Consider the following 16,695-nt stretch of genomic DNA (forward strand, 5'->3'; position numbering starts at 1 on the left):
AGAAATATGTTATTAAAGTTAGAAAATTCAAAAGTTCCTATGAAATTAGTTTATCTTTTATCTGAAGAGTTAAAAGATAATCCTGAGCAAATTGTAATGACACAGTCACTCACGCTCGATAAGTCGAGACCAAATATGGGTTTAAAAGGTACAAATGGCCTTTTTGGTTCTAAAGAATGGTGGAATAGTATTAAACAAGGAAAAATGCCTTTACTGCACGTGTCGGGAGTAATAACTAGAACCTATGTGGCAGGTCAAGATCCTTCTTCTGTAGATAATGCTTTTAGTTTACTATTAGATGATGGTTCCGAAGTTGAAGAAAGCATTTATAACTATATTAATTACAAGGATAAAAAGCTTTTTCAAAAAGGGGCTAAAGTTGAAATTATTTACGCATATGATGAACTGAAACGGCGAAATCATAATGGCGAAAAAGCTTACTTAGATATAGTATTAGAAATGGCTGTTTCATTAGAGCCCGTTGAATAAGTATCAATCCCCACCTAATTTGTGTGAGGATCTTTTATTGTTTTTTAAAACTTGCTTGTTAGTTTAATAATAAGTTTATTTTGCTTAACTTTAATGATAACTGTACAACCAACATAAAAGCCTATCTGCTCCAGCCAGCGCCCCTTGATGGTCAGTTGCGGTCTGGGGTTGCTGAACCCGCCGTTAGACGTGTAACCTACGGTGTAAAACCGCTCAGTGGGCGGCTCGTGTTCGTATAATCCACATTATGTCTTGCGCCCCCACAATCGGCACCTTAGCGCGGAGTGGCGCACAGCTCGCAAGCTCGCTCTGCTGTTGGCAGCAGTCATCCACATCCCTGCCGCCATCGCCGCATCCCTGCGGCTCCAAGGTCAACACCAGTAAGGCAGGTCGGCCGTAGGCCTTCGCTAAAAAGCTTTACCCCGCACAACCCTCAGTCATCCAACGCTGTGCGCGGGCTGCAGTCACGTTGTTTCTTGCTCCTTACCGTGCTCGCTATCTGCCTGTTCATCCGCCCCTTAAAAGGGGCTCCCCGCTAAATCATCACTTGCGAACCTTGACCCGGTTCGCGCTCCCGGTCAACGCGTCCGTGACTCACAGACAAGCTGCGAGTCACGGACGCGTTATCGAAAAATCCCTCAAAGCGAGTTGCAAAACGGCGAAAAAAGCATGTCGGGGTAAAAAAATACGATAGAATAGTGAACTAAGGAAAAAGGTGTTGCAACCACCTGATGCATATAGGGAAAAACTGAAACAGTCGGGCGATGGATGTAGAGCAACACTAATACTGGAAAGGGGACGACAAGTGCACAAGGATTTATTGGTAAGGATTTTGAAAATTATTTGCATCAAACTTTAGGTGGTAAAGGTAGCTTTAAAAATCAGGGACGAGAGTTTGATGGCGCTTATGGCCCAAATAATTCAATCTGGTATGAAGCTAAATCAGGACGCTATTGGCAAGATCATGCTCAGACAGGTAGTAAAGGATTTGAAAAATTCAAATCTGATGTGGGATCTCATGCGAGTATTACCAAGCAAAATGGTGTGTCTTTTGAAGTGCATTCAAACACACCTATCCCTCAGTATATTAAAGACTGGTTAACACCAAAGAACATAACGTTTAAGGAATATTAATATGGGAGTGCAAGTCAGCATAGATATAAATTTTGCACAAGAATATTCTCCTAAAGAGATATTAAAGTGCCTGATAAATAGTGGCTGGAATATTTATTATCAAAATATAGTTACTTATCTATCGTCAAATGATATCGAAGATTATGATTGGTTGAATACAGACATGAATCTGTTCAATTTAGACGAGTTTATAAACTCTCATAATATTATGGATAAAGTCGGTATAGTGATGGTTTATGATAATGAATCAGGAGGTAATTTATTAATTTACCCTAACTATTTATCTATGTCACTGTCAATAAATCGTCAGTATTTATCTGGGGAAGATATTCCAGATTTTAATTGGTATCTAAAAAAAATGAGTGCTTTTTTGAGAAATATAAAACTGTCTAGCATACAGTGTGAAACCATCTATTAATGAATAATCCCCACCTTACCCGTGGGGATTTTGTTTTACCTCTTATCTCAGTCTCTCAATCCTGATAATCAACAGCCCCGGCTGTAAATCAATGATGACTAACTGACCGGTAGTAAAGCAGGAAAGGGAATGAATGGTAATTCTCTGAATGGAATTTTTGGCAAAACTACCCCAAAAAGACTATTTACGGTAAGCAATATGCGTCGATTGGAAACAGATTATATTCACAACATGCAGTTGATAGGATGGAACCATCATGGTTAGGGTTCCCTGCCGGTACAGTTGGAGCTGGTTGTAACATTTCTCCTAATATTGTAGAGCACACTATACAAAATGGAACAAAAACCAGTTCAATGGTTAATGGTGTAAAAAGGACTGTATATTGGAGTGGTGGTGTAGGTGTTGTTACCGAAAGGAATAGTAAAATTGTAGTGACCATTCTAAGAAGGAGTGAAAAGTGATGAATTGGATATATCCTGATGTTATTAATAATCTTAAAAAAAAATGTAATTCTTATTTAAATAAAAAAATTAGTTTGGATGAAATACAATCTAGTATTTATGAAGCTGAGCATCAGATATTGGCATTAGAAGAAAAATGGTTAAGAGAATTGCTATTTGATGCAGAAAATCAAATTGAATTAAATCGTTATACGATAGATAGTGAAAAGCTAGAACAATCTGTTGAACCTATTATCAAAAATATAATGACTAAAATATCATAATAAAAATAATTCCTACCTAACTATTAGAGATTCTAATTATTATCTTTTAGACTTATATAGCAAGTTGAGTAAATAATTTACCCTACTCTATTGTTATGATTATGAGCTTACTCCAGAGTCTGTAAAATTAACAAGCCAAGAACAGTTAAGAAGTTTTCAGTCAGCTGTAAATAACGCTACTAAAAATAATATTCCTTATAATGATAGAGTTACTGTCAATGGGTGTCAATTGGAGTTTAAACCACCTAGATCAGAGGTGAGTTACCAACAATTACCCATGTACGATATATGAGAGCGCACTAATGGATATCTTAATTAATAATCCAATAAAAATTTCTATAGACACAATTGAAATAGATGAGCATTGGCCTTCATTAAAATTGTATATTTCGATTGATATTGAAAAAAGTGGTTTCGAGCTAAAAAATGTGTCAGAAGCTTGGTTTGAATGTAATGTTTTTGATTCTTTCATTAAAGACCTACAATTATCTAAATTCGCAGTATTTAAGGATATGAATGATAATTTCAAACTAGAAATAGACATTAAAAAGAATAAGATGTGTTGGATTTCTCTTAAAAAAGACATTAATGAAAATATATCTAAATCTGAAGGCTACGAAAGGATCGATTTAGACGAGAGGGATAATATATTAAATGCTTTTATAGCGTATCCAAAATGGTGGTGATCAATAATCCCCGCCTAATTAGTGGGGATTATTTTTATCGCTGGAAAGAGGATGAGTGGAGCGGGACAAGCTGGAAATGCTGCTTCTGAGTTATCCGCTTTACTACCAGATAAACAAGGTTCCGTTATTAAAAATGCACTTGAGCCACATGAATATCAACAAACATCAGATATGGTGAAATATAAAGGTGGTACTTTTAAAGGAGCAGAAAAAGCAAACAATCCTAGTATTGATGGTTGGCTTGATGGGGTTCCTGTTCAATTGAAAGAAGTTCAAGGGTAAAGCATTCATGCGGTCCGACGAAACATTACTGATGGTGCTAAGGATATGGCCAAGCAAGGATATAAAGGTGATTTATATATAGATGCTTCTAAAACAGGTGTGAGTATGAATGAAATAATTAATCATTTTAAACCAGGATCACCTGTATGCAATATTACAAAAGAAGGTACTGTAAGTAATATTTATATTAAAACTCAAGATGGTTAGTTAAATGTAACTGGCAGCTCAATATCAAAAGGCGGAAGTAAATAATGACTAATGAAATCATGTTTCCAATTAAAGAAACTTCCTCTTTCGATAAAATAGTTAAAGGATTAGTTAGTAATCTGAAAGAGCTATTAATTGATACAAGAATGATTTCTATTGGGGTTTTAAATAATAGTGATTTAGATTTATCTCATGGTTTTATAATTATTCAGGATCATAGTAACGATAATGTATGCTGGAGTAATTTTTCTTACTTTGAACCAGAAGTTAGAGATGAGTCAGAAGCTGATTTACCAATTATGTCAGGAGTAATCTATCGTGGAGAGAAAAACCGAAAATTTTCAGTATTGGTTACTTACATACTAGCTAAGATTCTTGAAGCCAGAGTAATTTATGACGATGCTTATCTAGTACAGAGAAAAGAAATCTATCCTGTGGAGGAGTTAAAGCCTTTTGTTGAATAATATATTAAAGAGCTTTATCCGGTAGATGAGTAATGAAGCTTCCCGCCTAAGCAACGGAGAGCTTTTATTATTTTCCAGATATGCATAGCAAGTCAGATAATCGGTCGGTCTTGCTGGAAAAGGAATGACCGTAATAAATCCTGATGAAATCAGATTTTCACAGAATAAGGTTTCTTATAGCAAAACTGAATGATGGACTACTATCATATGGGGAACCTGTGCTGCAATGCAGAAAAAAACATGATGAAGAGCTAAGAGCAAAAGGTAAAAGAGTCATGTAAGTGTTGCTAGCCTGATAATATCAGCCCCATATTTATATCTTAATGTGACATTATCATAATAATACAGATAAAAATAATTATAGAAACGGTATTTTCTATTAATTGGTATTTTTAGTGAAAGCATGTATTATAAAAAATAAATCATATTGAAGTGAAATTATGACTAAGAAAAAATACTCACCTGATAAATTTTATGAAATTGGCACCATTGATTAAGTTAAGAATTAATCATTTAAGATTAATATTATGATTAATCATATTAATTAAAATATGAGAAAAATTTGAGAATTTCTAACTGAAAAGTGAAAGATTATCTAATGTATTTATTTGAGTATCTAATTTATATTTATTTTAAAATTGATTAAATATATTTAATTTAAGGAAAATAAACCAAATTTACAACAAAAATTGTTAATTAAATTAAATTTATATTTAATATTTTTTAAAACAATAATTTAATTCTAATTTTTGAATATCTGACCTGAAGCCAGAAAAAGAAAACTATAATAGCTTTATATATTTATATATAATATTTTTTAATTTAATATATTGAAATATTTATATAAAATTAATTTCTATAAATATTTTTTTTCTGTAAATACCTGAACTAAATTTTCTTAATAAAATAATTTTATTATAAATAAATCAGTTAAATAATTTGTTTAGTTAATTTATGTATTATATTATTAATTAAAATAAGAATTTGTAGGTAATGTTATGAACATCAGTAAATACCTATTTTTTTTAAGTCTAATTAACGGGGTAATATATCAGACGTATGCTGCACCATCGTCAGGTCCGGCTAATCCGGCAGATATTGAACAGCAGCAGATTATTCGCGAACAGCAAAGGCTGAAACAGTTTCAGGAAAAAATGCAGCCTGAAGTCAATGTGCGATTACAGCCTCCCCAAATTGAAGGTACGGTTAACGGTTTACCTCAGGATGAAAAACCATGTTTTGCCATCAGAAGCATCAAATTAAATGGTGATCAGGCACAGCGGTTTCAATTTGCATTAAATAAAGCTATTTATCAGAGTAAATTCAAACCGGGATTGTGTCTGGGTAGCAATGGTATTAATTATATTATGACACTGGCGCAGAATGCAGTAATAGACAGGGGATATACTACTACACGCATTCTGGCCAGCCCGCAGGATTTAAGTACTGGTGAGCTGGTATTGACAGTTATTCCGGGACGAATTCATGAAATTCGTTATAACCTTGATAATGCTGATCAGACACATGTAAATCGTATTCGTCGTATTCAGAATGAATTTCCTGCCAGATCTGGTGACATATTGAATCTGCGGGATTTAGAACAAGGACTGGAAAACCTGAAACGCGTACCGACAGTAGAGGCAGATATCCAGATAGTGCCGGCTGAAGCACCGAACGAAAGTGATGTGGTTGTTTCATGGTCGCAGCGTAAAGTACCAGTACGGATTAGCTTTAATGCAGATGACTCAGGTAGTCATGCTACCGGACGTTATCAGGGCGGTGTAACTTTATCTGTTGATAATCCGTTAGGTTTAAGTGATCTGTTTTATGTGAACTATAACCATGATCTGGGTAGTAAAGACAGTACAGTAGATATTGATGGTAATCGTACCGGCAGTGGTACACACGGCTATTCCCTTCATTATTCAGTGCCGGTAGGAAACTGGCTGATAGCTTTTAACCAGAATTATTACCGCTACCATCAGGCTATAGCCGGTTATAACCAGAATTATGATTATAACGGCAGCAGTGAAAATACAGATTTGGGGATAACCCGAATGATATATCGTAACAGCTACCGTAAAATTGATGTAAGTGCCAGAATATGGCGGCGTAAATCTCATAACTATATAGACGATGCTGAAATCGAAGTACAGAGAAGGCATACGGCGGGCTGGGCTATAGGGCTGAATCATCAGGAATATTTAGGAAATGCCATACTTAATCTGAGTGCAGGTTATAAGCGCGGAACCGGTGCAGACCACAGTTTACGAGCAGCGGAAGAAGAATTTGGTGAAGGCACTTCGAGGATGGAGATAATCACACTGGATGCTTCACTGATGAAGCCGTTCAGGGTAGGAAAATATAACTTTAGCTATGACACCTCGTTTCACGGGCAGTGGAATAAAACCCCGTTAATTACTCAGGATCAAGTATCGATAGGCGGGCGCTACACTGTGCGGGGATTTGACGGAGAGCTTACTTTGATGGGAGAGCATGGCTGGTACTGGAATAACAATCTGAACTGGCAGTATTTACCGGGTCATCAGGTATATGCGGGGATTGACGTAGGGCATATAACGGGAAGAACAAGTGAAATGCAGTTAGGAAAGACGCTGGCGGGTACGGTACTGGGTTTTAAAGGTCAAATAAAGGCTGGCGGAAACTGGTATTACGACGTATTTATGGGAAAGCCGATTTATAAACCGCAGCATTTTCGTACAGACAGAACCACATTCGGATTTAATCTGAATTATTCACTTTAAGAGCTGTAATACAAATTTATTCAAAATATAGCGTTGATTATGAAATAAAGAGGATTGCATGATGAATAATAGAGTTACCGGAAAAATTACGAATAATCGATCAATTAATAATTATTGTTTTGTCATTATTAGAATTTTATTCTGCTGATATACGTTTGATTTTAATCTGAATAAATTTATTTAATATTTGGCTTTTTCTGAATAAATATTAAGACAATATTCCAGTTGGTTTTGAGAAATTTTAATTAAATATACTCTTCAAAGGGCAGGAAAATGAATAAGAATCTTTTTAAGGTAATTTTCAATAAAAAACGCGGGCAAATGATGGCTGTTGCGGAAAATACTATTCGTGAAGGAAAAAGTACTGCAGACAGTACTGCCGGTAGTACCGCAATAATGAATAGCACAATCAAGATTGTAGGTTTGCCTGTTCTGGCTTGGTCTATTCTGCTGGGTTTCGGTTTATGCACTCTGGTTATTGATTCCAGCCGAGCAGGTTCGATTCATGCTGATACTTCTGCACCGAAAAATCAGCAGCCGACTATTTTGCAAACAGCGAATGGAACACCGCAAATTAATATTCGAACACCTACTAAAGGCGGAGTTTCAATTAATCAGTTCCGGCAGATGGATGTAGATAACAAAGGCGCTATTTTAAATAATAGCCGAAAAAATACGGAAACCAGACTGGCCGGCTGGATACAGGCCAATCCGTGGCTGAGTAAAGGTGAAGCCAGAGTTATTGTTAATCAGATTAATAGTACCAATCCCAGTCAGCTGAATGGCTATATAGAAGTTGCCGGTCGGCGTGCAGAAGTAATTATAGCCAATCCGGCGGGGATAAATGTGAATGGCAGCGGATTTATTAATGCAGCGGGAGTAACGCTGACTACAGGTAAACCGCTAATCAAGAATGGTAATTTAGATGGGTTTGAAGTCCGGCAGGGTAATATCAGTATCGGTGGAGACGGTCTGGATACCGGAAGCAGTGAATATACACGCATTCTATCGCAGGCCGCACAGATTAATGCGGGTATCTGGGCAAATAATCTGAATATTACAGCAGGGAGCAATAATACAGATGTACAGGGAAATATAACTGAGTCTGTACTGACCTCTGCAGAGAATAAACCTTTAGTAGCTATCGATGCAGGCAAACTGGGTGGTATGTATGCCGGTAAGATTGTACTGGTTAGTACTGATAAAGGCGTTGGTGTTAATAATGCGGGGCAGATTTATGCCGGTAATGGTAATTTAAGCATAGATGCTAATGGTTACCTGAGCAATAGCGGCAGTATTGTCGTTTCTGATCAGAAATCTTCTGGTGCTGATATTGCCAGTGTTTCCCTCAATGCTGACAGAGTAACGAATAGTGGAACAGTTTCAAGTCAGGGAAAAATGCTGGTTCATAGTGAGCAGTTAGAAAACAGTGGTTTACTGACTACTGCAGATGAAATCAATATCCGACAGCAAAAACTGCATAATCAGGGAGAAATTAATGCCGGCCGGATAGATATTATTGCAGATAATATTCATAATCAGAACGGGAAAATTATTCAGACCGGTACTCAAGGTTTAGCGCTGGATATGAATAAGCTGGATAATCGTAATAATGGCCTGATTGGTTATGCACCTGAGAAAGATAAGCCTGCTCCGCCTGTACCGGAGCATAAACCAGAACCGGCAGAACCTGTTACCCCTCCTACTACAGCCGCCGGTAGCGGACAAACAGTCACTGCTGTTAATCCGCATAAAACACAATTTGAAACCGGACAAATTATCGGTAATCAGGAAATAATTAATGATAATGGTCAGATTATTGCCAATGGTGGTATTGATTTAACCTCGAAGACTGGTCTGAATAATCATGGCAGTCTGAATCTGAATAAATTAACGGTAAGTGGTGAAATATTTGATAATTATCAAGGTAAACTCAGTGCTCGGCAGGCATTAATTAATACCAATAGCATTGATAATCATCAGGGTGAAATTACTACAACAGAATTATTATCGGCAAAAAGTGGCAAACTGGATAACAGAAAAGGTAAATTACAGTCGGTAAAGAATATTGATATAGACAGTGCCCAGCTGGATAACAGTGATAATGGTTTGATTGCGGCTCAGGAACAGCTAAGTATACAGAGTGGAAATATAAATAACAGTCTGGACGGAAAAATTCAGTCCGGTGCATCTCTTAAACTGAATACGAATAACCTGAATAACCGGCAGGGCAGTATTGATAGTAATAGTCTGATATTAAAAGCCGATATTGTTGATAACAGTAAGGGAGCGATTCGTACCAATCAGCAGCTTAATGCACAGATTGGCAGCCGTCTGAATAATCAGGGCGGAGAATTCGGCAGTGGCGAAGATATATTACTCAACAGTGAAGGCGAAAGCCGTCTGAGTGTTGATAACAGTGATGGCGGAAAAATCATAGCGAATAAAAATGCCTATCTGAATACAGAAAGTATTAAAAATAATAATAAAGGGATAATAAGCAGTGAGAATCTGAATCTGAAAGCAGCACGCGCAGAGAATACGGCAGGGGGTGTTATTCAGGCAGGTAAACAGTTAAAGGCGCAGATTGACGAAAAGCTGGATAACATGGGAGGAAATATTGCAAGTAATGAAGAGTTACTGCTAAATGCTGATGGGCTCAGCAATCTGGTATTGAATAACAGCGCAAATGGCAAGATTCAGGCTGGTAAAGGAGCAGTAATTCATGCATCGACACTGGATAACAGTAATGATGGAAGCATAGATGCAGGCAGTATTGATCTGACAGCAAACAGTATAAACAATGCAGCTGGAGCGATACGGACAAACCAGAGATTAAAGGCACAGATTGGCACCAGCCTGAATAATCAGGGCGGAGAATTTGGTAGTGGCGGAGATGTGTTGCTCAACAGTGAAGGTGAAAGCCATCTGGCTGTTGATAACAGTGACGGCGGAAAAATCATAGCCGGTAAAGATGCCTATCTGAATACGGAAAGTATTAAAAATAATAATAAAGGGATAATAAGCAGTGAAAATCTGCATCTTAAGGCATCAGTAAGTATAAACAACAGTGGAAATGGTGTGATTCAGTCGGGCAAAGAGGCAGTAATTCAAGCATCGACACTGGATAACAGCAATAATGGCAGCATAGATGCAGACAGTATTGATCTGACAGCAGACAGTGTAAACAATGCAGCCGGAGCTATCCGGACAAACCAGAGATTAAAGGCACAGATTGGCAGCAGCCTGAATAATCAGGGCGGAGAATTCGGCAGTGGTGGAGATGTGTTGCTCAACAGTGAAGGCGAAAGCCATTTGGCTGTTGATAACAGTGACGGCGGAAAAATCATAGCCGGTAAAGATGCCTATCTAAATACGGAAAGTATTAAAAATAATAATAAAGGGATAATAAGCAGTGAAAATCTGCATCTTAAGGCATCGGTAAGTTTAAACAACAGTACAAATGGTGTGATTCAGTCGGGCAAAGAGGCTGTAATTCAAGCATCAACACTGGATAATAGCAATAATGGCAGCATAGATGCAGACAGTATTGATCTGACAGCAGACAGTGTAAACAATGCAGCCGGAGCTATCCGGACGAATAAGCAGTTAAAGGCACAGATTGGCAGCAGCCTGAATAATCAAGGCGGAGAATTTGGTAGTGGCGGAGATGTGTTGCTCAACAGTGAAGGCGAAAGCCATTTGGCTGTTGATAACAGTAACGGCGGAAAAATCATAGCCGGTAAAGATGCCTATCTAAATACGGAAAGTATTAAAAATAATAATAAAGGGATAATAAGCAGTGAAAATCTGCATCTTAAGGCATCGGTAAGTTTAAACAACAGTACAAATGGTGTGATTCAGTCGGGCAAAGAGGCTGTAATTCAAGCATCAACACTGGATAATAGCAATAATGGCAGCATAGATGCAGACAGTATTGATCTGACAGCAGACAGTGTAAACAATGCTGCCGGAGCTATCCGGACAAATCAGCAGTTAAAGGCACAGATTGGCAGCAGCCTGAATAATCAGGGCGGAGAATTTGGCAGTGGCGGAGATGTGTTGCTCAACAGTGAAGGCGAAAGCCATTTGGCTGTTGATAACAGTAACGGCGGAAAAATCATAGCCGGTAAAGATGCCTATCTAAATACGGAAAGTATTAAAAATAATAATAAAGGAATAATAAGCAGTGAGAAGAATCTGAATCTGAAAGCAGCCCGCGTTGAGAATAAATCAGAAGGTATCATTCAGGCAGGTAAACAGTTAAAGGCGCAGATTGACGAAAAGTTGGATAACACAGGCGGAAATATTGTAAGTAATGAAGAATTACTGCTAAATGCTGATGGACCAGGCAATCTGGTATTGAATAACAGCGCAAACGGTCAGATTCAGGCTGGTAAAGGTGCAGTAATTCAAGCATCGACACTGGATAACAGCAATAATGGCAGTATAGATGCAGACAGTATTGATCTCACAGCAGACAGTATCGATAACACTGCTGGTAACATCCGCGCCAATAAGCAGCTAAATGCACAAATCAATCAGAAACTACTTAATCAGTATGGACAAATCAGTAGCGCAGATAATGTAAATATTCATGATCAGCTGCATAATACTTTGGAAATTGATAATACCAAAAACGGTAAAATTCTTGCCGGAAATGATTTAAATTTACAGGCAAAAAAACTGGATTATGCCAGTACTGACGATGCCGGCATAGCTGCCGGTCATGATGCATCTATAGATTTAACAGATGATTTTAATATTAACGGGAATATAAGTGCTAATGCTGGTCTGAAATTGCATAGTAATGGCAAAATAATTAATAATCATAATGTTATCGGTGATAGTGTTATTATTGATGCCAGCCGAATAGATAATCAGGCAGCCGGTACTATTCAGAGTAATAAGCATACAGAATTAAATGTGCAGGACAGTGTAATTAACCGAGGTCTGATAAACAGTAATGGTCTGACTCTGATTCAAGCTGGAAACCTTGTAGATAACGTTGGTACCGGACGCATTTACGGAGACCATGTGGCGATAGGTACCGGCAGTTTGTTAAATCGAGAAGAAATAACGGGTAATGAGACTAAGGCAGCAATTATTGCTGCACGCCAGCAGCTGGATATAGGTGCCAGAGATATAGTTAATAAGGAGCAGGGCTATTTACTCAGTGAAGGTGATCTTGCTATTGGCGGAAAGCTGGACAAACAATATCATGCTTCCGGAATGGCTGATAGTCTGATAAACAGCAGTGCGCGTATTGAGGCAAAAGGAAATGGAAATATTGCCGTAAATGAATTACGTAATCTGAATAATCATTTCACTCTTGAAGAATATCTGGCAAATCCTGAGCAGCATATTCAACAGTATTTATTCCCCGGCCAGACAGAGAAATGGACAGAGGGAGTGGACGGGCATTTTAATGAACGAAAGATTAAAAAACAACATTCTGAATTTTATTTTAATGATGGCCGTCCTATGGCCAGAGCGGAAAAAACCGGTATCACATGGTGGGATTTCAATCGCAAAACTTATAAACAACGTGTCAGTGAAAGCAGTCCGGGTGAAATTATTATTGGCGGTAACTTAAATATAAGCGGCAACCATTGGGAAAATAATAACAGCCGGATTCTGGTAGGCGGTAGTCTGACTGGTGCAGATTCGTTACAGCTGGATAATATTGAAAGTAAAGGTCAGCAGCGTGTTGTTGATACTGGTACAGTAGGCGGATATAAAAAAGGTAAAAGTGGCTGGGGAATCGAGCATCGTGTCTATAGAAGAGAAGAAAGAGGTAAGATAAACGAGACCACAACCACGACTATTGATCTTGAACAACCTGTCAGCATTATCCAGCAACACACGGAAGTTAATTTTAAGGACAATACCATTATTGGAGTAAATAATAATACCAGTAACATAGAGAATGCAGGAAGTGTACATACGGGTAGTACATCTATTGGCAGTTCCAATAGTAAGCATACAGATACAGACAATGTTACAAGCAATAATTCAGTTAAAGATAATGTCAATGCTGATAATACAGACGATCACAACATGTCAGCCAATAATCAGCATGTAGGTGATAATAAAACTGATAGTGCAAATGTACCCAATGTTAAAACACTTACCAGCCTGAATAATAAATTACCTAATAATAGTTTGTATCATATTGATCCGGATAATAAAGGTTATTTGGTTGAAACCGATCCAGCATTTACCAATAAAAATAAATGGCTTAGTAGCAATTATTTGTTAGAAGCGCTAGGTCAGGATCCGGAAAAAATACAGAAGCGCTTAGGGGACGGTTATTACGAACAAAGACTGATTAATGAACAAATAGATCGGTTAACCGGTTATCGCCGCCTTGCAGGATATGACAGTGATGAAGATGAATATAAGGCATTAATGGATGCCGGCATAAGTATGGCAAAAACCATGGGGCTGGTACCGGGAGTTGCTCTGAGTGCCGATCAGATAGCGCGCCTGACCAGTGATATTGTCTGGATGGTAAGTCAGACTGTAACCATGCCTGATGGAAGTCAGCAAACCGTACTGGTTCCGCAGGTATATCTGATGGTACGCGACGGAGATCTGAATACAGCCGGTGCATTAATCAGTGCTGATAATATCAGTCTGCATACTAATAAGGATATTAATAATCAGGGAACAGTGGCCGGTCGCAGAATTGTAGATTTGGGTGCACATAATCTTAGTAACAGTGGTCTGATTAGCGGGCAAAATGTGCTGCTTAATGCAACTGATAATATTGATATTAATGGCGGTACCGTTCAGGCACAGAATGTGCTTGGCATGCAGGCACAACGTATAAATGTTAACACTACCACTGCAACGCACGGTGATGAGCGCAATGGCGGTACCGTGATTGATCGGGTGGCAGGACTATATGTAACAGGCAGTAAAGATGGAATTCTGGCAGTTAATAGTGTAGATGATCTGAATTTTCATGGTGCTAATATTGTTAATACGGCAACCAACGGACTGACTCAGCTGGCCAGCAGTAACGGAAGTGTTAATCTGGGTACAGTTCAGACAGCAAGCCACTCCGGATATGGTGAACTCAGTGACAGAAACCATCTGGCGTTGGATCATAAAAATGAAAGCGGTACTCAGATTGTTGCTGATGGTAATGTTTCATTAAATGGCAACAAAGTTAATATCCGGCAGAGTGATATTAACAGTATTAATGGTGATATTAATATTTATGGTAAGGAAGGAGTTAATATTACCGAGGGCAGGGCAAAAACGGATCTGGATGAAGCTCATTACAATAAAACAAAAGGAATTTTGTCCACTAAAAAAAGCATAGATAAATATCAGAAACATAATGATGAAGCAGTAGGCAGTACTATTACTGGTAGTAATGTCAGTATCGGCAGTGAACAGGATATTAGTATCCGCGGCAGCAATGTTATTGCAGATAATCAGACAGTATTACATGCCGGTCGTGATATTAAAATCGAGGCGGCAGAAAATCAGTATCAGGAACAGGAATATCATGCCAGAAAAAAATCCGGTCTGATGAAGAGCGGAGGTTCTGGTATCTTTATCGGCAGTCAGAAACAAACCGATGACATTGCCGGAAATTCCCTTATCCATAGCGGCAGCAATGTCGGTAGTCTGAAAGGTGATACCACAATTATTGCCGGTAATCATTATACGCAAAGCGGCAGTACTGTTGCTTCCACTGAAGGTAATGTGGCTGTTGTGGCTAAACAAATTAATGTGCTGGCAGCTCAGGATCAGTACAGCACTGATTATGTGCACACTATGAAGCAAAGTGGTGTTACAGTAAGTGTAAATAGTTCTAAGGGTGGTTCTGTCAAAAAAGCCAAAGATGCAATTGGGCGTATAAATAAAAGTAAATATGATCGTGTTAATGCCTTAGCTGTCTTTAATGCTGGAATGGACACATATAAAGCGGCCAGTGATATTATCAGTAATCCCAAAAAGCCTAAGGATGTTAATGTCGGCATAACATTCGGTCAGCAGAAGTCCCGTTTGGAGAATCACACAGAAGATAAGGTGGCCTCAGCCAGCCGGATTAATGCCGGAGGAACAGTCAATCTGCTGGCAACCGGAGCAGGCAAAGATTCCAATATCAACATCATCGGATCAGATGTAGCAGGCAATAAAGGCACCCATTTACAGGCAGATAATCAAATTAATCTGCGCGCAGCCGAACAAAGCCACAATGAGAGCAGCAGCAATAAATCCAGTGGCTGGAATGCCGGAGTGTCTGCCAGTTTGGGCTCCAGTGGTACATCTCTGGGTATTACTGGCGGGGTCAATCTGGGTAAAGGTGGTGGCGAAGGACAAGGGACAAGCAATCGTAATAGTCATGTCGGCAGCAACAGTAGCAATACCAGCCTTAGCAGTGGCGGCGCCACCAATATCATAGGTGCGCAAGTAATCGGTAAAGGCGTGAGCATAGATGCAGCTGAGCTGAACATAGCCAGCCTTCAGGACAAAGCGGAATATCAGAGTAAACAGCAGAATGTCAGCGGACAAATAAATGTAGACTCAAACTTCATTCCAACCGGTTCAGCCGGCTATAGTGATAACAAAATCAAGGCAGATTATGCCAGTGTAACCGAACAGAGCGGCATCATAGCTGGAAATAATGGCTATCAGATTAAAGTTAAAGGCAATACAGATCTGAAAGGGGCGATCATCACCTCTGCCAGTGCCGCAGAAGCAGAAGGTAAAAACAGCTTGATTACCGGCAGTCTTACCAGCAGTGACATCAAAAATTACAGCGATTACAGTGGTAGCAGTAACGGTATTGATGTCAGTGGCAGTTTGAATCTGAATTCCCCTAAGAAGCTTACCGGCAGCTACTCATCCGGAGAGGGGCATGACAGTGGTCACGACAGCAGTACTACACATAGTGGTATTAATACCAAAAATATCGTCATTACTGATGAAGCAGCTCAGCAGCAGAATTCCGATAAAACCTCAGCAGAGGCCATAGCCGCTATTCACACTGACACCAGCAGCGAAGATTATGCCGATAAGGCCGGTTATCTGGCTAACAACTTTGATAAGGAAAAAGTACTTAATGAATTAAATATTCAGGTAGAAGTTAATAAAGAATTCCGTCAGAACAGCCATAAGTTAATTAACTCTTATATCGATTCTCAACAGGTAGAGCTGAGGGAAAAAATCAAAAAAGAAACATCAGAAGAAAAGAAAACTGCACTGTATGAAGAAATTTATAAATTGCAATATCAGCGGCGATTACTGGATACAGTAGTCGATATACTGACCATTAATCCAGAGAAAGCTATTACACAAAATACATTAAAGTCGGCAGCCGATAAAATACGTAAAGAAAATCTGACCAATGCCTTAAAATCGCCCAAAACAGTAGTTGACAAGAAAACCGGAGAAATAAAGAATAATGTTTCCTATGATAATGTGTTTTTTGATGGAGTTGATTTCGGCGGGGTACTGAACTCAAAATTGTTAAAGGTATTATACCAATTAGGAATATATTAGG

The 16,695-nt window shown here is 38.6% G+C and carries 11 protein-coding genes and 1 pseudogene; 11 read left to right on the forward strand and 1 reads right to left on the reverse strand.

Annotation, left to right across the window (positions count from 1 at the left end; genetic code table 11):
• The first annotated feature begins 6 nt into the window (after window positions 1–6).
• On the forward strand, window positions 7–489 hold the full coding sequence (locus H3U73_RS00320) for a hypothetical protein (protein WP_034884800.1): 483 nt from the start codon (window positions 7–9) through the stop codon (window positions 487–489).
• 44 nt (window positions 490–533) lie between these two features.
• Here the strand turns inward: H3U73_RS00320 and H3U73_RS10795 are convergent.
• A pseudogene (locus H3U73_RS10795) lies at window positions 534–692 on the reverse strand (SymE family type I addiction module toxin); the annotation flags it as partial.
• A gap of 640 nt (window positions 693–1,332) precedes the next feature.
• Here H3U73_RS10795 and H3U73_RS00330 point away from each other — a divergent pair.
• The 10 genes from H3U73_RS00330 to H3U73_RS00375 all read left to right on the forward strand — a co-directional run bounded on the left by H3U73_RS00330 (window position 1,333) and on the right by H3U73_RS00375 (window position 16,694).
• The gene (locus tag H3U73_RS00330; protein ID WP_084549829.1) at window positions 1,333–1,623 is read left to right on the forward strand and encodes a hypothetical protein; all 291 of its coding nucleotides are present in this window, start codon (window positions 1,333–1,335) and stop codon (window positions 1,621–1,623) included.
• Between the two features lies 1 nt (window position 1,624).
• Window positions 1,625–2,041: a hypothetical protein gene (locus H3U73_RS00335; RefSeq protein ID WP_084549827.1), complete on the forward strand. Its 417-nt coding sequence runs from the start codon at window positions 1,625–1,627 to the stop codon at window positions 2,039–2,041.
• A 245-nt stretch (window positions 2,042–2,286) separates the two neighbouring features.
• Window positions 2,287–2,502 (forward strand): hypothetical protein, encoded by a 216-nt coding sequence (locus H3U73_RS00340; RefSeq protein ID WP_198189775.1) that lies wholly within the window; start codon window positions 2,287–2,289, stop codon window positions 2,500–2,502.
• Window positions 2,502–2,765: a hypothetical protein gene (locus tag H3U73_RS00345; protein WP_198186786.1), complete on the forward strand. Its 264-nt coding sequence runs from the start codon at window positions 2,502–2,504 to the stop codon at window positions 2,763–2,765. The genes H3U73_RS00340 and H3U73_RS00345 overlap by 1 nt, the downstream gene beginning before the upstream one ends.
• A 302-nt stretch (window positions 2,766–3,067) precedes the next feature.
• On the forward strand, window positions 3,068–3,451 hold the full coding sequence (locus H3U73_RS00350) for a hypothetical protein (protein ID WP_084549824.1): 384 nt from the start codon (window positions 3,068–3,070) through the stop codon (window positions 3,449–3,451).
• A gap of 51 nt (window positions 3,452–3,502) precedes the next feature.
• Window positions 3,503–3,733 carry a hypothetical protein gene (locus tag H3U73_RS00355; protein WP_078474256.1) on the forward strand — a complete coding sequence of 77 codons (231 nt, stop codon included), beginning with the start codon at window positions 3,503–3,505 and terminating at the stop codon, window positions 3,731–3,733.
• Window positions 3,734–3,778: 45 nt separating this feature from the next.
• Window positions 3,779–3,940 carry a hypothetical protein gene (locus H3U73_RS00360; protein WP_172397377.1) on the forward strand — a complete coding sequence of 54 codons (162 nt, stop codon included), beginning with the start codon at window positions 3,779–3,781 and terminating at the stop codon, window positions 3,938–3,940.
• A 44-nt stretch (window positions 3,941–3,984) separates the two neighbouring features.
• Window positions 3,985–4,404: a hypothetical protein gene (locus tag H3U73_RS00365; protein WP_084549822.1), complete on the forward strand. Its 420-nt coding sequence runs from the start codon at window positions 3,985–3,987 to the stop codon at window positions 4,402–4,404.
• 998 nt (window positions 4,405–5,402) lie between these two features.
• On the forward strand, window positions 5,403–7,169 hold the full coding sequence (locus tag H3U73_RS00370) for a ShlB/FhaC/HecB family hemolysin secretion/activation protein (protein WP_084551717.1): 1,767 nt from the start codon (window positions 5,403–5,405) through the stop codon (window positions 7,167–7,169).
• A gap of 273 nt (window positions 7,170–7,442) precedes the next feature.
• On the forward strand, window positions 7,443–16,694 hold the full coding sequence (locus H3U73_RS00375; RefSeq protein ID WP_198189777.1) for a hemagglutinin repeat-containing protein: 9,252 nt from the start codon (window positions 7,443–7,445) through the stop codon (window positions 16,692–16,694).
• Window position 16,695: the final 1 nt, after the last annotated feature.

This window comes from Snodgrassella sp. W8124, assembly GCF_016100875.1.
Lineage (GTDB): Bacteria > Pseudomonadota > Gammaproteobacteria > Burkholderiales > Neisseriaceae > Snodgrassella > Snodgrassella alvi.